The 18,296-nt window shown below is 27.6% G+C and carries 15 protein-coding genes, 2 tRNA genes and 1 riboswitch; of the genes, 12 read left to right on the forward strand and 5 right to left on the reverse strand.

Translation table 11 applies throughout. The features are described 5' to 3' along the window. The first annotated feature begins 7 nt into the window (after positions 1 to 7). The 5 genes from CSBG_RS02050 (at position 8) to prfB (ending at position 6,586) form a co-directional block, all read left to right on the forward strand. A complete protein-coding gene (locus CSBG_RS02050; RefSeq protein WP_008676632.1) occupies positions 8 to 1,030 on the forward strand; it encodes a hypothetical protein in 1,023 nt (340 codons plus the stop codon). After that, the gene (locus CSBG_RS02055; RefSeq protein ID WP_008676634.1) at positions 1,003 to 1,647 is read left to right on the forward strand and encodes a ComF family protein; all 645 of its coding nucleotides are present in this window, start codon (positions 1,003 to 1,005) and stop codon (positions 1,645 to 1,647) included. Before CSBG_RS02050 ends, CSBG_RS02055 begins: the two co-directional genes overlap by 28 nt. Positions 1,648 to 2,122: 475 nt before the next feature. Next, positions 2,123 to 2,659, forward strand: a complete 537-nt coding sequence (raiA, locus tag CSBG_RS02060; RefSeq protein WP_008676636.1) for a ribosome-associated translation inhibitor RaiA — start codon at positions 2,123 to 2,125, stop codon at positions 2,657 to 2,659. A 237-nt stretch (positions 2,660 to 2,896) separates the two neighbouring features. Continuing rightward, on the forward strand, positions 2,897 to 5,410 hold the full coding sequence (gene secA / locus CSBG_RS02065; RefSeq protein WP_008676639.1) for a preprotein translocase subunit SecA: 2,514 nt from the start codon (positions 2,897 to 2,899) through the stop codon (positions 5,408 to 5,410). Positions 5,411 to 5,484: 74 nt separating this feature from the next. Continuing rightward, positions 5,485 to 6,586, forward strand: a protein-coding gene (prfB, locus tag CSBG_RS02070; RefSeq protein ID WP_097033584.1) for a peptide chain release factor 2 whose coding sequence is annotated in 2 segments (ribosomal slippage) — positions 5,485 to 5,562 and positions 5,564 to 6,586 — 1,101 coding nt in all. Because the reading frame shifts where the segments join, the coding sequence is not laid out codon by codon here. Positions 6,587 to 6,727: 141 nt separating this feature from the next. On the opposite strand, the gene CSBG_RS02075 is transcribed toward prfB, so the two are convergent. Continuing rightward, on the reverse strand, positions 6,728 to 8,083 hold the full coding sequence (locus tag CSBG_RS02075; RefSeq protein WP_008676641.1) for a M28 family metallopeptidase: 1,356 nt from the start codon (positions 8,081 to 8,083) through the stop codon (positions 6,728 to 6,730). Positions 8,084 to 8,290: 207 nt separating this feature from the next. Between CSBG_RS02075 and CSBG_RS18895 the strand changes: the two genes are divergently transcribed. The 3 genes from CSBG_RS18895 (at position 8,291) to CSBG_RS02090 (ending at position 12,056) form a co-directional block, all read left to right on the forward strand. Then, positions 8,291 to 8,419 carry a hypothetical protein gene (locus tag CSBG_RS18895; RefSeq protein ID WP_268875675.1) on the forward strand — a complete coding sequence of 43 codons (129 nt, stop codon included), beginning with the start codon at positions 8,291 to 8,293 and terminating at the stop codon, positions 8,417 to 8,419. Positions 8,420 to 8,706: 287 nt separating this feature from the next. Then, positions 8,707 to 10,881, forward strand: coding sequence for a Tex family protein (locus tag CSBG_RS02085; protein WP_008676644.1), 2,175 nt, complete (start codon positions 8,707 to 8,709; stop codon positions 10,879 to 10,881). Between the two features lie 235 nt (positions 10,882 to 11,116). After that, positions 11,117 to 11,234, forward strand: a riboswitch (FMN riboswitch). Between the two features lie 219 nt (positions 11,235 to 11,453). Then, positions 11,454 to 12,056, forward strand: a complete 603-nt coding sequence (locus CSBG_RS02090; RefSeq protein ID WP_008676645.1) for an ECF transporter S component — start codon at positions 11,454 to 11,456, stop codon at positions 12,054 to 12,056. A 37-nt stretch (positions 12,057 to 12,093) separates the two neighbouring features. Here the strand turns inward: CSBG_RS02090 and CSBG_RS18655 are convergent, their stop codons facing one another. Next, positions 12,094 to 12,567: a GGDEF domain-containing protein gene (locus CSBG_RS18655; RefSeq protein ID WP_161956049.1), complete on the reverse strand. Its 474-nt coding sequence runs from the start codon at positions 12,565 to 12,567 to the stop codon at positions 12,094 to 12,096. A gap of 1,029 nt (positions 12,568 to 13,596) precedes the next feature. Between CSBG_RS18655 and CSBG_RS02100 the strand changes: the two genes are divergently transcribed. Further along, positions 13,597 to 14,979, forward strand: a complete 1,383-nt coding sequence (locus tag CSBG_RS02100; RefSeq protein WP_008676647.1) for an MATE family efflux transporter — start codon at positions 13,597 to 13,599, stop codon at positions 14,977 to 14,979. A 26-nt stretch (positions 14,980 to 15,005) separates the two neighbouring features. On the opposite strand, the gene rimI is transcribed toward CSBG_RS02100, so the two are convergent. From rimI to tsaE, 3 genes are read right to left on the reverse strand one after another with little or no spacing between them, the layout of a single operon-like run. After that, entirely contained in the window at positions 15,006 to 15,467 is a 462-nt protein-coding gene (gene rimI / locus CSBG_RS02105; protein WP_035284919.1) for a ribosomal protein S18-alanine N-acetyltransferase, read from the reverse strand. Further along, positions 15,451 to 16,167: a tRNA (adenosine(37)-N6)-threonylcarbamoyltransferase complex dimerization subunit type 1 TsaB gene (gene tsaB / locus CSBG_RS02110; protein ID WP_008676650.1), complete on the reverse strand. Its 717-nt coding sequence runs from the start codon at positions 16,165 to 16,167 to the stop codon at positions 15,451 to 15,453. Before tsaB ends, rimI begins: the two co-directional genes overlap by 17 nt. After that, positions 16,164 to 16,625: a tRNA (adenosine(37)-N6)-threonylcarbamoyltransferase complex ATPase subunit type 1 TsaE gene (gene tsaE / locus CSBG_RS02115; RefSeq protein ID WP_008676651.1), complete on the reverse strand. Its 462-nt coding sequence runs from the start codon at positions 16,623 to 16,625 to the stop codon at positions 16,164 to 16,166. Before tsaE ends, tsaB begins: the two co-directional genes overlap by 4 nt. A gap of 379 nt (positions 16,626 to 17,004) precedes the next feature. On the opposite strand from tsaE, the gene CSBG_RS02120 reads away from it, so the two are divergent. From CSBG_RS02120 to CSBG_RS02130, 3 genes are all read left to right on the forward strand, one after another. Next, positions 17,005 to 17,883, forward strand: a complete 879-nt coding sequence (locus CSBG_RS02120) for a zinc ABC transporter substrate-binding protein (protein ID WP_008676652.1) — start codon at positions 17,005 to 17,007, stop codon at positions 17,881 to 17,883. 52 nt (positions 17,884 to 17,935) lie between these two features. Continuing rightward, positions 17,936 to 18,011 (forward strand) — tRNA-Trp (locus CSBG_RS02125). 205 nt (positions 18,012 to 18,216) lie between these two features. Then, positions 18,217 to 18,292 (forward strand) — tRNA-Trp (locus tag CSBG_RS02130). The last annotated feature ends 4 nt before the right edge of the window (positions 18,293 to 18,296 follow it).

The raw sequence follows: 18,296 nt of genomic DNA on the forward strand, positions 1-18,296 counted from the left end.
AGGTTAAATGTTAGATAAAAAATTAATAAACCTAAAAGAGTTTAATAATTGTACATCTAAGATAAATAAATGGTATAATAAGCAATCTAAAATACTAACTGTAATAACTAGTCCATATAATAGTACATTTATATTTTTACCGTTAATAAAGTCAATACTAGAACAAAATAAAAAAGTATTATATGTGTGGGCGGGAACAGATTTTAATAAAGAAATAATAGAGGATTTAAAAAATAATAATTACAAATTTAAATATTCATATATTGAGGAAGAAGAAGGAAATGAGGATTTAGTTTTTGTAAATTTTAAAAATGTTAATAAAATAAGTAATTGTTATGAGTTATGTATAATTGACGATATAAGTTTATACTCGCTTAGTTCAAAAGAAGAGCTTAGGCAATCTATTGAATATTTATATTTATGTAGTAGAAGGATGATAATATTTTCTGTAGAAAGAATAGTTAACATGGGTAGATGTATATCAGTTTCGGACTTAACTAGAAACATACCTTTTGTAGAGCCGAGAATAATTACAACTAGAGTAAAGTTAGATGAAGATATGCCTTATACACTATATGATTATTTAATGTGGTTTAAAAGTAATAATCGAAAGGTTATTATATATGTACCTAATGAAGAAAAGATTAATAAGTTATTTGATTATTATACAAAAGAACTAAAGATTAAGGATATAAAGATAGTTAAATTTTTTAGAGGCGAAAATATAAAAAAAATAGATTCTTTATATAAATTAAAAAATAAAAGCGTTTTTGTAATTACGAATAATGTTAGGGAATATAAAATAGATTCAGAGGATATAGATATAGTTGCATTATTTTCTGATGAAATATTTTATAGTTATAAAAAAATAATATACTTTTGTGCTGAGGTTGGAAAAAATGTAAAGGGAAATAAAACAGGAGAAGTAATTCTAGTTGGTAAGGAAATATCAGAGGATATGGACTTGGCTAAAGAAATAACAAGGGGATATAACAAGGAAATATGGGAAAAGGGCTTATTAAACTATTAAGAGAGATTATAGATGAGTTACTAGATATAATATATCCACCTAAAAATAAATGTATTACCTGTGATAATGAAGTCATAGGTGTATGTCCAATATGTAAAAGTAAGATAATGAGAGTAAAAGAAGAATCTAAGATATTATCATATGGATATTATAGTGGAGTAATGAAGAAATTAATACTTGAATTTAAATACAATAAAAATTTTTTAGCTGGCAATATATTGGCAGATTATTTATGTGAGTTAATAAATGAAAATAATATTGATGTAGATGCAATATTATTTATTCCTAGCAGTAAAAAAGCTTTAAAAGATAGAGGATTTAATCAATGTGAGTTTATGGCGCAAAAGATAAGTAGAACATTAAATATACCAATATATAGTGACATAATTAAAGTGAAAAATATAAAAGAGCAAAAAACTTTATCAAAAGAAGATAGATTTAAAAATATAGAAGGTGCTTTTGGAATTAAAAGCAATAAAAATATAAAAGATAAAAATATAATTTTAATTGATGATGTAATAACAACAGGTGCGACGCTACTTGAATGTGAAAAACTACTAAAAAAAAGTGGAGCTAATTCGATAAAAATATTGACAGTTGCAAAAAGTTATATATAATAATAATGTAAAGTTTAGGTCTGTGGATGAAAGTCGATGCCAGTCGCAGGCAAAACGATCCACGTAAGTTTGGAAAAATTCCTAATGAGCATGGTGCGGTATAGAAGTAAGTCCTACCAAGAAAATTGAGAGGGTTAGTAGTGAGAGGTTAATTCCGAGTAGCAAAAGCTCCAGTAGGCGAGTGTGGGGTCAAAATCCAGGTCAGCTAACTTTACGAAAAAATAGCCATTAGTATTTACTAGTGGCTATTTTTTATATATGTAAGAATAAAAGATTTAAAATTTATTAAAATTAAAATATATATAAAACAAGGAGGAAACAGAAGTTTTATTGAGTAAAATAAAGTGAATTTTCTGTCAATTGCTCATATTCATCTTGATTGAAAAGGTTTCTAAGTAGTATAATATAATCATAAAACAAACAAATTTAAGACTACTGAGTAAGGTTTAAGCTTATAGAGAGGGGATGAACTTATATGAGAGTTTCAGTAATAGCAAAAAATACTACAGCAACACCAGCATTAAAGGAAATGATTGAAAAAAAGCTTTCTAAGGTAAAAAGATATTTTGATCCAGAGGTAGAAGCAAAAACTACTTTATCAGTGCAAAAAAATAAACAGAAGGTAGAAATAACAATACCGTTTAATGGAATAATATTAAGAGCTGAAGAATCAACTGAAGATATGTACAAATCAATTGATTTAGTAGTTGCAAAGCTAGAAAGACAAATTAGAAAACAAAGAACAAAGTTATCTAGAAGAAACAATGAGTCATTAAGATTCCCACAATTAGATGAAGTTGCTTTAAGCGACGAAGTTGTAGAAACAAATGGAGAAGTTGTTAAAGTCAAAAGATTTGGAGTTAAGCCTATGTCAGTTGAGGAAGCAGTACTTCAAATGGAGTTAGTGGGACATAATTTCTTCGTATATCAAGATTCAGAAGCAAATAAAGTATGTGTAGTATATAAGAGAAAAGATGGAGATTATGGCTTATTAGAACCAGATTATATTTAAAATTTTACGAATATTACATTTAATTAATAAAAGGAAGTGCAATGCACTTCCTTTTTAGTTATAATGTTATTAAAAAGTAACTTATTTATTGAATTAATTATTAGTAAAATGGTATAATTTATAAATGAAATTCAATAAATTAAAATTGATAAATAAAATACATGAAAATTGATAAATAAAATACATGTACATGATTAAACTAATTAATAAAATAAAACGATTGGAAGGAAAATTATAATGGGATTTTTGGAAAAGTTATTTGGGTCATATAGTGAAAGAGAAGTCAAAAAATTACAAAAACTTGCAGATAAAATAGAAGCCTTAGATCAAACTATGCAAAGCTTATCAGATTATGAGCTTAAAGCTAAAACTGATGAGTTTAAGAAAAGATTAAAAAATGGTGAAACTCTTGATGATATACTACCAGAAGCTTTTGCAGTTTGTAGAGAAGCTGCATGGAGAGTTTTAGGTATGAAACACTATAGAGTTCAACTTATAGGTGGTATGGTTCTTCATCAAGGAAGAATTGCAGAGATGAAAACTGGTGAAGGTAAGACTTTAGTTGCAACATTACCATTATACTTAAATGCATTAACAGGAGAAGGAGTACATCTAGTAACAGTTAATGATTACTTAGCAACAAGAGACGTTGAATGGATGGGTAAGTTATACAATTTCCTAGGATTAAGTACAGGATGTATAGTTCATGGCTTAACATCTGAGCAAAGAAGAGAAGCATATTCTGCAGATATAACATATGGAACTAATAATGAGTTTGGTTTTGATTACTTAAGAGATAATATGGTAATTTACAAAGAAGAAAAAGTTCAAAGAAAATTGAACTTTGCAGTTGTGGATGAAGTTGACTCAATACTTATTGATGAAGCTAGAACACCACTTATTATTTCAGGAGCTGGAGAAAAGTCAACTAAATTCTATAATGTTGCAGATAATTTTGTTAAACAATTATTAGCTGAAGCAGATTATACAATTGACGAAAAAGCTAATTCAGTAATGTTAACTGATGCAGGGGTGGAAAAAGCTGAAAGAGCATTTGGGATAGATAACTATGCGGATGCAGATCATTTAGAATTACAACACTATATAACTCAAGCGTTAAAAGCTAATTACGGAATGAAAATAGATAAGGACTATATGGTGAAGGATGGTCAAGTAATAATAGTTGACGAATTTACAGGTAGACTTATGGAAGGTAGAAGATATTCAGATGGACTTCATCAAGCTATTGAAGCTAAAGAAGGAGTTAAAATAGAAAGAGAATCAAAAACTCTTGCTACAATAACATTCCAAAACTATTTTAGAATGTATAATAAGTTATCTGGTATGACAGGTACAGCATTAACAGAGGAAAATGAATTTAGAGAAATCTATGCATTAGATGTAATAGTTGTTCCAACAAATAGACCAATCGCTAGAGTAGATAAGAGTGATTTAATCTATAAAAACACAAAAGGAAAGTATAATGCTATTATAGAAGAGATAATAGAATCTAATAAGAAAGGTCAACCAGTTCTAGTTGGTACAGTAAGTATAGAAAAATCAGAGTACTTATCTTCTTTACTAAAGAAAAGAGGAGTTAAGCACAAAGTACTTAATGCTAAATACCATGAACAAGAAGCAGAAATAATTTCTCATGCTGGTGAATTAGGTAGTGTTACTATTGCTACTAATATGGCAGGTAGAGGAACAGATATTAAGCTTGGAGAAGGTGTTAAAGAAGTTGGCGGACTTAAGATAATAGGTACAGAAAGACATGAATCAAGAAGAATAGATAACCAGTTAAGAGGTAGATCTGGTCGTCAAGGAGATTCAGGGGAATCAGTATTCTATATTTCTTTAGAAGATGATTTAATGAGAATATTTGGATCAGAAAAGATTCAAGGATTAATGGATAAATTAGGCCTAGAAGAAGATGAAGCTATTGATCATAAGATGGTAAGTAAAGCAATAGAAAATGCACAAAAGAAGGTTGAAGGTAATAACTTTGATATAAGAAAGAACCTTATCGGTTATGATGATGTTATGAATATGCAAAGAGAAGTTATTTACAAACAAAGATCTGAAGTTTTAGAAGGAAAAGACTTGAGAGAACAAATTAATGTAATGGTAAGTGAAATAGTATCCGATGCAGTTAAAGCTCATTTAGATGGTGTAAATGAAAACATTGAAGAAGAAATAGGAAGGTTAATTCAATACTTAGAAGATATATGCTTACCTCATGGAGCAGTTAAGACTGAGGAGTTAGTAGAATTATCTAATGATGAAATAATTAATAAATTATTAGATATATTAATGAAAGTTTACCATGAAAAAGAAGAAGAGTTTGGTGAAGAGCACTTTAGAGAAGTTGAAAGAGTAATACTTCTTAGAGTAGTAGACCAAAAGTGGATGGATCATATAGATAATATGGATCACTTAAAACAAGGTATAGGACTTAGAGCATATAAGCAATTAGATCCAATACAAGCATACCAAATGGAAGGTAGTGCTATGTTTGAAGAAATGATTAATGGAATAAAGATAGATACAGTTAAATTCTTATTCCATATCCAAGTTCAAAAAACTGTTGAAAGAGAAAGAGTAGCAGAAGAAACATCAGCAAGCCATGGTGGGGATGATTCAGATGTAAAGAAGCAACCAGTTAGAAATGAACCTAAAGTAGGTAGAAATGATTTATGTCCATGTGGAAGTGGTAAGAAGTATAAAAACTGCTGTGGAAGAGAAGTATAAAAAAGTGCCCTTTGGGCACTTTTTTAAAGCTATTAAGCTATTTTAGAGAAATAAAAAAAAGATAGGGTGATTATATGATAATTAAGTTAGAATCAGAATTAGCTAAACTTAATGATATAAAGAAAGTTATAAAAGAAATGGGGGCTTCTCTTTGACAAAGAAGCACTGGAAAAGCAATTAAAAGAATTAGAACTTCAAATGCAGGAAAATGGATTCTGGGAAGATATAAAAAGAGCAGAAGAAGTTACAAAGGAAAGTAAAAGAATTAAAGATAAAATAGATAGATATGAATCATTAGTATCAAGAATTGAAGATGTCGAGATACTAGCAGAATTAATAGATGAAGATGATGAAGAATCTATAGATGAAGTTATAAGAGAGATAAGGTCTATAGAAAAAGATGTAGAAGGTTATAGGATAGAATTACTTTTATCAGGAGAGTATGATAGAAACGATGCTATATTAACACTACATGCTGGAGTAGGTGGAAGTGATGCAAATGATTGGACTGAAATGCTACTTAGAATGTATACAAGATGGTGTGAAAAAAGAGGTTTCAAGGTAGAAACTCTTGATTATTTAGAAGGCGATGAAGCTGGAATAAAGAGTGTAACATTAAAGGTAAAAGGCGAGTTTGCATATGGATATTTAAAAGCTGAAAAGGGAGTTCATAGATTAGTAAGGATATCTCCTTTTAATGCAAATGGTAAAAGACAAACTTCATTTGCATCAGTTGAAGTACTTCCTGAACTAACAAAAGATCAAGATATTGAAATAAGAAGTGAAGATTTAAAGATAGATACTTATAGAGCAAGTGGAGCTGGTGGTCAGCATGTAAATAAGACAGAATCAGCAATAAGAATAACACATTTGCCAACTGGAATAGTTGTACAATGCCAAAGTGAAAGAAGTCAGTTTTCTAATAAAGATACAGCTATGGCAATGCTTAAATCTAAACTTATAGACCTAAAGGAAAGAGCACATAAGGAAAAAATAGAAGATCTAACAGGTGAATTAAAAGATATGGGGTGGGGAAGTCAGATAAGATCATATGTTTTCCATCCATATAATATGGTTAAAGATCATAGAACTGGGGAAGAAACAGCTAATTTAAATGCGGTTATGAATGGTGAAATAGATAATTTTATTACTGCATATTTAAAAAATAATAACTAAAAAATTTATTGAAAATAAAGGGGCTGTATAAAAACGCCCCTTTATTTTTAATATAGAGTTTAAAATAAAAGTAGTTACTTTATAACTTAAATAAGTAACTACTTTAAATAAGTAACTACTTTAAATAAGTAACTACTTTTATTAACTTATTTTCTTCTTTTTTATATAAGATACAAATGGTGCTGAAGCTAAGAAGCCAAATATTATTGCAAATATAAATAGTGAAGTTTTATTATGGAAAAATAAAGTGAGTGTTCCATAACAAGATTCATTTATCTTATCTTCTATGACGCTATAAGCACTGTCTATTGCATCAACACTTATATAATCAACAGTATCATTAGGGGTATGGATTTTAGTCATATTACTATGACAAAAGCTTAAAGCATCTATACCTAAGTTGTTAAAGCTAGCATGGTCACTTGAATCTTCGTAAACAACATTAGTATCAACATTATTTTTTTTAGAAATCTTTTCAACAGAATTAAGTAGTTCAGAATCCTTATCTTTATAAGATGCTCCAAGCATTAAAGTAAGAGGGTAATTATCACTACCTATCATATCAAAATTAATTACTTCGGCATCTTTAATCTTTTCAAGATTATTTTCTGCAAAACTCTTAGAGCCGAGAAGTCCAAACTCTTCAGCATTTAAAGCAGCAAAAATTATATCTCGTTTTGGTGTTCCGAAGCTAGCAATGGACCTTTGTAGTTCTAATAAAAATGCTGTTCCAGATGCATTATCTAAGGCACCGTAATAAGTGTTTTTTAGACCATCTTGACCTAAGTGATCATAATGAGCAGTTAAAACAAGAGGGGGAAGATCGCTAGAAGATCCTTTTAGAACTCCAACTATATTTACTAGCTCTTTTTCAGAAGTTGAAAATGGTAAATTAACAGAAACTGTTAGTCCAGAACGAACTGAATCTAATATTTTATTATAAGTATCAGTTGTTATTAAAACTATCATATCATAAGGAAAATTACTCATAAATGAACTTCTAAATGAAAAATCATTATTAGGAGCTACATAAAATAAACAATTTCCTTCATCAGTTACAACTTCAATTGAAGTTGTATAAATATTTACCTTATCATCTTCAGAAAAGCTTAAACTATTGATCTTAAAATTAAGCATATCCTCTTTGTAGTCAACGCCATACTTTAAAGTTTCAACAACTTCGTCATCTAATGATATTTTAAGATATGGAGAGCTATTATTATTTATTGGACATAGAGTTTTAAAGCTCTCTTTATAATTTTCATTAAGTGGAACCAATTTATTATCCTCAAAGTTTTTTCTTATTATTTCTCCTACAAGTAAATTACCGTTACTACCAGCTAGTCTACCACCATAAGTTTCAGAAGAAAATATCGCAATATTTTCTTTTACATTATTAGCATTGAAAGGCGAATATGTAAAATTAAAAAATATAGAAATAGATAATAATACTATGCTAGTAATTAGTGATACAGAATAAAACAATTTTTTTTTCATAAAATATACCTCAAATAATAGTTATACTTAATACTATTACTTGAGGCATGAGATTATGAAAAAATAAGTGTAGTCATTTATGCCTTTTTATAAACTAATTCTATAAATCCATAGATTAGTGAGAAAAGAATGCATATATAAATAAAGATATTTATTTGGTTTGTAACTATTGAAAAAACACCACCAACTATTGATGAAAATAATATTATGCAGTTTATAAATTTAGATAATCCGGACTTATTTACTATTATTTCTTTTGTTGAAGAAATAAGTATAAGTATTAATGTTAAGAAATACAAAACATACTTTAAAGTAGTGGAAAATTCTATTACATAATATTCATTTAGTATAATAAAGACTATAAAGAAGATTAGAAGAATACTTATTATTTTATTAATTATCATTATAAATTTATTCATATCATCACCTATTTGTAAAAATTTTACAATTATATTATAATCTTAATTTTACATAATATCAATATTATAATTAAAGTAAATGTTCCATATTTATTAATATATTTATAAAAATGAATTATATGTTACATAAAAGTATGATATTGTATTATAATATCATTATGTAAAATTTGGAGAAAAATTTTTGCTATAGCATAGGAGGACTTTATGGTAGATATTGTTGAAAGATTATCATCTGAATTAGGAATAAGTATAACCCAAGTAAATAATGTAATATCACTGCTTGATGATGGAAATACTGTTCCTTTTATTTCAAGATATAGAAAAGAACAAACAGGCGCTTTAAGTGATGAAGTATTAAGAAAATTTCAAGAAAGACTTATATATCTTAGAAATTTAAAAGAAAGAAAAGAAGATGTTTTAAGACTTATAGATGAGCAAGGAAAATTAAATGATGATATAGTAAAGGCCTTGGAAGCTTCAAAGACTTTGACAGAAGTAGAAGACATATATAGACCTTATAAGCAAAAAAAGAGAACAAGAGCAACTATGGCTTTAGAAAGAGGATTAAAGCCACTTGCAGATATTATTTCAAGCGGTGAATTTAATGCTGATTTAAATAGTGAAGCACTTAAATTTATTGATGAAGAAAAGGGTGTTAATAGTAAAGAAGATGCAATTAATGGAGCCTTAGATATAATAGCAGAAGAAATATCTGATGAAGCAAAATATAGAAAGTGGATAAGGGAATTAGTATTCAAGGAAGGGAAGATACAGTCAACAGGTGAAAGCGATGAACATACACCATTCGAGATGTATTACGACTATAGTGAAGAAGTAGCTAAAATACCACCACATAGAATTTTAGCCATAAATAGAGGAGAAAAAGAAAAAGTATTATCAGTAAAAATAGCAGTGAATGAAGAGAAAATAATAAGTTACTTAGAAAATGAAATATTAAAAAATAATAATATTACTGATGAATACTTAAAATTAGCAATAAGAGATTCTCTAAAAAGATTAATATATCCATCTATAGAAAGAGAAGTTAGAAGTGAGCTTACAAATATAGGTGAAGAAGGTGCTATAAAAATATTTAAGGAAAATTTAAAGGCATTATTAATGCAACCACCTATAAAGGGCAAAGTAGTTATGGGGTATGATCCAGGATTTAGAACAGGTTGTAAGATAGCAATATTAGATAGTACTGGAAGGTTCCTAGATAAGTCAACAGTATATCCAACTGCTCCACAAAACAAAGTTAAAGAAACTAAAGATATATTAAAGGATTTAATTAATAAGTACGATGTAGAAGTAATTTCATTAGGAAATGGGACTGCTTCAAGAGAATCAGAAGAAGTGGTATCTGAAATAATATCAGAAGTAAAAAAGGAAACTGGAAAAGAAATAGCATATGTTATAGTTTCAGAGGCTGGTGCATCAGTTTATTCGGCTTCAGAGCTTGCTACTAAAGAATATCCAGATTTAGATGTTACAGTAAGAGGAGCAATTTCTATAGGAAGAAGATTACAAGATCCTATGGCTGAGTTAGTTAAGATTGATCCTAAAGCCTTGGGGGTTGGGCAATATCAACATGATGTTACACCGAAAAGACTTGATGAATCATTAAAGGGTGTTGTTGAAGATTCTGTTAATAAGGTTGGAGTAGATTTAAACACTGCAACGCCATCATTACTTACTTATGTTGCTGGTATAAATTCAAGCATTGCAAATAATATAGTAATCTATAGAGATGAAGCTGGCGGATTTAAAAATAGAAAAGAGTTGTTAAAGGTAAAAAGACTTGGACAAAAAGCTTATGAGCAATGTGCAGGATTCTTAAGAGTTATGGAAAGTAATGAACCTTTAGATAATACATCAGTTCATCCAGAGTCTTATGAGGCAGCAAGAAATTTAATTCAATTATTAGGATATACTAAAGAAGATTTAAAAGAAAATAATCTTAAAGATATAGATGAAAGAGTAAAGGATAAAGGTATATCAAATATTTCTAAGGAGTTAGAAATTGGAGAACTTACTTTGTCAGATATAATAAAAGAACTTAAAAAACCAGGCCGTGATCCAAGAGAGGAAATGCCAAAGCCTATTTTAAAAACTGGAGTAATTGATTTAAAAGATTTATCAGAAGGTATGATACTTATGGGGACAGTAAGAAATGTATCCGACTTTGGAGCTTTTGTTGATATTGGAGTCCATCAAGATGGGCTTGTTCATAAAAGTCAAATGGCTAATAGGTTTGTGAAGCATCCATTAGATGTTGTTAAAGTTGGAGATATAGTAAAGGTTAAAATATTAGAAGTAGATAGTAAGAGAAATAGAATTTCACTATCAATGAAAGACATCCCTAAAGAAGAAAACTAGGGTTATAAATTGTGAAGCAATTTATTGATGAAAGAATTAAGCTTGTTTTGCTACGCAAAACTTAAAATATAGGTGCCAAGCACTTTCTATTTCAAAATCCTGTAGGATTTTTGCCTTAATTTTTTCATTCCTCCATTTTTTCATTTTTTAATTATTTTGTTTCGTAAAATAGAAAAATTGTTAAAAAAGATACTTGCAAAAAGGTATAGTAAGGCATATAATATGAGTGTAAATAAATTATCTTCAGGGCGGGGTGTGATTCCCCACCGGCGGTATAGCCCGCGAGCTAAGTTTTAGCATGATTCGGTGAAACTCCGAGGCCGACAGTATAGTCTGGATGAAAGAAGGTAAGTGGTTAGATATTGCTTGATATTTATTTTAAGCACATCTTATTTCTTATGTATTTTAAGCCCTGATATATTTTAATATATCAGGGATTTTTTATTTATTAATATGTATCTAATTAAGATAAGATGGGTAAATTATTAAAATGAATTGTTAAATTAATGTCATTTTACTGAGATGTAATCTAACCCATTGCCCCAGGGGATAGACTTTTGGGAGGAGAAAGAATGAACAGTCAACAAAACAAAAACCTAAACAAATTTATTAAAATTTCACTTTTAGGTGCAATAGCAGTAGTGCTTATGTACTTTGATTTTCCAATACCATTTCTACCATTTCCATGGCTTAAAATTGACTTAAGTGATATTCCAGCACTTATGGGAGCATTTGCTTTTGGACCTATGGCAGGTATTGTTGTAGAATTGATAAAGAATTTATTAATTTTAATAGTTAAGGGAACATCAACGTATTTTGTTGGAGAACTTGCTAATTTTATAGTAGGGGTCTCTCTGGTAGCTCCAGCAGCATGGGTTTATCATAGAAATAAAAGTAGAAAGAATGCATTACTTGGAATGGCATTAGGAACATTATCGATAGAAATTATAGGAATAATAGCAAATGTTTATTTGTTATTACCTGCATTTGGAATGAATATGGTAAAAGATGAATTAATTCAATATGTTACTATAGGATTATTACCTTTTAATGGGATAAAATCTATATTAGTATGTGGAATAACATACGTACTATATAAAAGAGTTTCTTTATCTATCTTTAAAGTAGATTCAAATTTTGATAATTCTAGAAAAAGTAAATTAAATTCAATATAAATAATAAAGCTAACTATTAAAAATTTAATAGTTAGCTTTATTTAATATTATCTGTCTTTCTTAAGTATTTATTTTGATACATTTTATTATCAATATAATTAAAAAAATCATATATGTTATCAAAGTCATCAGAATAAATACAATATGCAAAACTAAATTTAATGGTATATTTACTGTGAGAATTATGAGATTCTATTATAGAATTTAATAATTCTAAGTCACTTTCAATTTCTTTGGGACAAGTATTTTCTATAATAACTAAAAATTCATCTCCACCCATTCTAATAATTTTTGATTTTTTTCCAAAGGATTTATTTAATATAAGGACAAAATCTTTAAGAACCTCATCACCAGCCTGGTGACCATAGGTATCATTTATATATTTAAATTCATCTAGATCTATGTTTATTGCACCTAGCCTAGATAAATTGATATTAAGTTTATTTAGTTTGGAAATAAAGTTATTAAAATAATTTCTGTTGAAAGCTTCAGTTAAAGAGTCAGTTTCCAATAGTTCTTGTTGTACTAAAATATAAGTAAATACAAAAATAGTTGCGATACTATTCCAAAATAATAAGTATTGAGGAATTAATGATTGTATTACTAATGTAAAAATAGGGAAAATATAAAGTATGTGTAAAAATTTATATATATCCTTAGAAAGGTTATGTCTTTCTTTTAGTAAAATTAAATAACTATTTATATAATATAATGTGCAAGTTAATAATGGAATTATAAAAAAGCTTTCGCGATGATATAAATTTGAACTATTAATTGAAAAAATTATATTATACTTTAAATTCAAAATAAGTATTGTAGTATTTATGATTAAGGGTATTTCAAAATAGCTTATTTTTATCTTAAAATTAATAATTTTTTTGCTAATCCATATTGATAAATATTTGTTCCACATATATATAGGAAGTGGTGAAGCTATAAGTAACAATGTATTAACTAATTTATTGATATATATAAATTTATAATTTAATATATTAATATTTATAAAGACTTTTAGAATTTCTAAAATTAATATAAAAGAAGTTAGAGTACATATATTTATGAATAGTTTATTGGACATTTTTTTCATATCAAGCTTTACATAACTGTGAAAAATGAGCATAAATAATGTGAAAAGGCTCATTATATTAACTTGAGTTTGTATAATCTTATCCATTTTTCTTCCTTCCATGATGTAGATACAATATATTATTTATATTATATGTATGAAGTGTGTTATATATTGATAAAATTGTTTTGAGATTTAATGCCATATAAAACTGGTTGCAACAGTTGATAAATATGATATAATGTAAATCAGTTGTATATTAATATAGTATGAAATTAGATAAAATATAACGTTGTATTCATAACCAAAAAATATAAAAATTTATTCTTAAAATGAAAAGAGAATATGATTTCTTTAAAGGAATTAGCTCAACTTTAAATTTTATATGGGCAGTTTCTTTTTTTATGTAATTATATAATATGCTTATATTAATAAAATAAATTTTGTTTGAAAAAAATAGAAAGAGGTGATTAAATGGGAACACAAGAATTACTTGCAAAAGAGTCAATAGGAAAATTATTATTAAAATATTCTGTACCAGCTATAATAGGAATGATTGTAAATGCTTTGTATAATGTAGTTGATAGAATTTTTATAGGAAATATACCAGGGGTAGGATCGTTAGCTATTACTGGTGTTGGTGTAACAATGCCTATTACAACTATCATACTTGGATTTGCCATGCTTGTCGGAGTAGGAGCTACAACAACTATATCAATAAAGCTTGGGCAAGGAAGGAAAGAAGAAGCAGCTAAAGTAATTGGAAATGCAATATCATTAGCAGTTATTTTATCTCTTATACTTACAATTGTTGGATTAGTTTTTGGAGATGTAATCTTAACAAAATTTGGTGCTAGTGATGAAACTTTATATTATGCTAAAGCTTACATATATATAATTTTATTAGGAACAGTATTTAATATGGTAGCATTTGCTTTAAATAATACTATAAGAGGAGATGGAAATCCTAAATTAGCAGCAACTATTATGGTAATTGGATGCGTAACCAATATAATTTTAGATGCAGTATTTATATTTATATTTAATATGGGGATACAAGGTGCAGCAATAGCTACAGTTATATCTCAACTTGTAACAGCAGTTATAGGGCTAGGGTACTATATTAGTGGAAAGTCTAATTTGAAATTTGATAAATCAAGTTTAAAGTTAGATAAGCAAATAACTTTAAAGATATTATCAATTGGAGCTGCACCATTTGCTATGCAAATAGCAGCAAGTTTAGTTCAAGTTATAGCTAATAATGTTTTAAAAGAATATGGAACTGATTTAGCAATAGGTGCTATGGCAACTATATCATCTGTAAGTTTAATGTGCTTAATGCCTATCTTTGGAATAAACCAAGGAGCACAACCTATAATAGGATTTAATTATGGTGCAAAACAAGAAGAAAGAGCTCAAAAGGCATTTAAACTTTCAGCGATAGTGGCTACAATAATATTAGTGATTGCATTTATTGCAGTTCAAGTATTCCCAGAAGCTATAATAGGAGTATTCAACAAAGATCCTCAGTTTATGGACATATCAGTTAAAGGAATGAGAATATATCTACTTATGCTTCCGATAGTGGGAATATCAATAACTGGTTCAAATTATATACAATCTATAGGAGAAGCTAAAACTGCAATGTTTTTGAGTTTACTTAGACAAGTAATTTTATTAGTTCCTTTTATAATAATTCTTCCAAGAACTTTTGGATTAGGATTAGATGGAGTATGGATTGCTCAGCCAGTAAGTGATGTATTAACAACTGCAGTAACGATTTTTATATTAGTAAAAAGTATGAAAGTTAAAGAAAAAGTAGAAGTTGAAGAGGAATTGCTTAAAGAAGCAAATTAATAAGAAACAGGTATAAACTTTAAAGTTTATACCTGTTTCTTATTATAAAAGTAAGTCATTAAAAGTGCATCTTCTTTATTATCTTCATAATATCCTTTTCTAAGACCATTTTCTATAAAAGAAAATTTCTTGTATAGATTTTGAGCAGAAGTGTTTGAAACCCTAACTTCTAAGTTTATTAATGAACAATTTAAATCTTCACAAAGAACTATTAAAGAAGAAAGTAGTTTACTTCCAATTCCAAGATTTCGATAGTTTGGATGAACAGCTATGTTCGTTATATCAGCTTCACCGACAACTATCCAAGCGCCAACAAATCCAACTATTGAATTTGATTCTAGATCTTTAGCAATTATATACTTTGCCAAAGGATTATTTAGTTCACCAGTAATAGAGCTTTTGCTCCAAGGTGTAGAAAAGCATAAATTTGTAATAGCTAATACACCGTTAACATCATCTTCATTCATCAAGTTATAGCTTATTTTCATTTTCTAATGCTAGCCTTTTTTCTAATTCTCTCTGTGCTTGAGGTTTTTTTAGATAAAAAGGAGAAGAATTAAATTCATCAGACACATTATCTAATAATAATTTTACCCCTAAATCTCCTAATGATGATGCTCTTATTATACTAAGATGATTAGGTGCAAAGTAGACATTAGGAAGATTAGTTGATAGATATTCCTTATGCTTAATTAATCCATCTCCAGTAAATATGACTTTTTCACCTTTTTCCTTTAAAACTTCTATTAATTCATCTAGATCAAGTGCTGAATAATCTGTTAATTTTTCCAAGTTACCATTATTATTTTTATATAGACATGTATAAACGCTATCTCTTAAAGCATCCATTATAGGACAAATGATACCATCAAAACTTATAAGAGAATATGCAAGGGCATCTAAACTTGAAATGCTAATATAGGGCTTGTTTGAACCAAAGCTTAACCCCTTAATTGTAGCCATACCTATTCTGAGTCCAGTAAATGATCCAGGACCTTTTGATACTACAAATCCATCTATATCATCAATTGATAAATTAGAATCTTTTAATAACTTATCTACCATGTCCATTATTAAAGTAGAGTGTTCCATTTTATTATTTAATGTATATTCTGCTATTAAGTTATTTTCATCTAAAAGAGCAGCTGTTGCTACTTTAGAGGCTGAATCTATACTTAAAATTCTCATAAGACTAACTCCTTTATATAATTATATCTTTCTCCATATGGAGTAATAGAAATTTTTCTGAAGTTTTCACCTCTTGATAAGTCCTTTTCAATCAATATATGTAAGTAATCTTTAGGTAAAATTTCTTCTATGTAATTTGCCCATTCAATTATAGAAACACCATCAGAAAATATATAATCATCAAACCCTATTGCATAAATTTCATCAGGATCGCTAACTCTATAAACATCGAAGTGGTATAACTTTAGTCTTCCTGAATCATATTCATTTACAATAGTAAATGTTGGACTAGTTATATGATCATCAATATCTAAACCTTTAGCTATTCCTTTAGTTATATGAGTTTTTCCTGTTCCTAAATCACCAGTTAAGCAGATTATATCGCCAGGGTTTAGTAGTTTACCTATAGAAAAACCTATTTTTGTTGTTTCTTCTATATCATTAACATAAAAATGCATAAGTAGACTCCTTTCTAAATATTCTATATTAATATATTCTATCCAAAATACGAAAAAAAAGAAAGGTAAAATAATATACATAATATGGAATTGTAGGTGGATATATAGTAAAATGTTAATATAATTGGAATTGTAATTAAGATGTAATAGAATTGTAATTTTTATTTATCAGTGATAAGATATTATGAAAGTATATAAGTTGTAATAAAGATTTGATTTTAAAAAACTATAAATATATTGACGGAAGTTAAATAAAGTTAGAATTTTAGCAACGTATATAAAAAATTAAATAATATATGATTTGATTTTGATATTTTAAGGAAATAGATATATCAATTGAAACATATATATAATTATTTATTTCCTGGAGGAAAGGTTTATGAAGAAGTTAACATATGCTTTAGTTATTTTTACTTCTATTTTATTTTTGGGACTGACATTTTCCTATAATCCATTAATGGCTAACCCTACCGATGAATTTGATGAGGAAAAGGAGACTTTTTTAAATATATTAACAGTTAACAAAGAGCAATATAAGATGACTAAAGCATTAGTTGGAAATAAACATAACGTTGAATATTTGTTTAGTAATGAAAGTGATATGGAATCTTTTGAGGTTAGTGATAATGTTAAAAGTAACATATTAAATATGGATTTATTTATATATAATGGATTAGGATATGAAACTTGGATAAGTGATGTAATAGATAGTGCAAAAAATTCAAGTATAGGTATTATAAATATGAGTAGAGGTATAAGATCAATTACTAGAGAGTTATCTGATGAAAATAAAGAAAATCCTTATTATTTATTAGGATTTAATGAGTACAAGATTGCTTTATATAATATAAAGACCGTATTACAAGAAAGAGATATTATTAATAGAAATTATTATGAAGAAAATTATAATACTATTATTCAGGACTTAGATGAATTTTTAACTAATTCAAAGGAAGAATTAAAAAAACATAAGGATTATTTAATTGTTACAGATAGTGATAAGTTTGATTATTTATTTAAGGATCTTGGAATCCAAGTAAAAAAGATAAAGAATAATGAAGAGATTAAAAATATTGCTAATGAAAATAAGAATTCTAAGATTATATTTATTCATGATAATAAATTAGGAAACTTAGACGATTTAAAAAATAAAATTGCAATAAGTTGTGATTATATAGAATTGAATACTGAAGGTGACAATAATATACTAAAAGATAATGTTACTAAGATAATTGATGGTATAAAAAATAAAAACTAACATTAATGGTTGATTTTTATGTATACATAAGATATAATAATTATTGTTGCAAAGGGGTATAGCTCAATTGGTAGAGTAGCGGTCTCCAAAACCGTTGGTTGTGGGTTCGATTCCTACTGCCCCTGCCAAATAAATCGATAATGATAATTATCGATTTATTTTTTTGTAAAAGAAGATTTATTATTATAAATTTAAAAATATAAGTAAATAAGAATGATATTTTTTAAAATAAAAAATAATTAATAATCTAAATAATATATTGAATAATTGAAAGTTAAGTAAATTATTTTATTGACAAGTGTTAAAATGTCATGATAGAATAAGTTTTGTTGAAGGGGTATAGCTCAATTGGTAGAGTAGCGGTCTCCAAAACCGTTGGTTGTGGGTTCGATTCCTACTGCCCCTGCCAAATA

The sequence above is a fragment of the Clostridium sp. 7_2_43FAA genome (assembly GCF_000158375.2).
Lineage (GTDB): Bacteria > Bacillota > Clostridia > Clostridiales > Clostridiaceae > Clostridium > Clostridium tertium.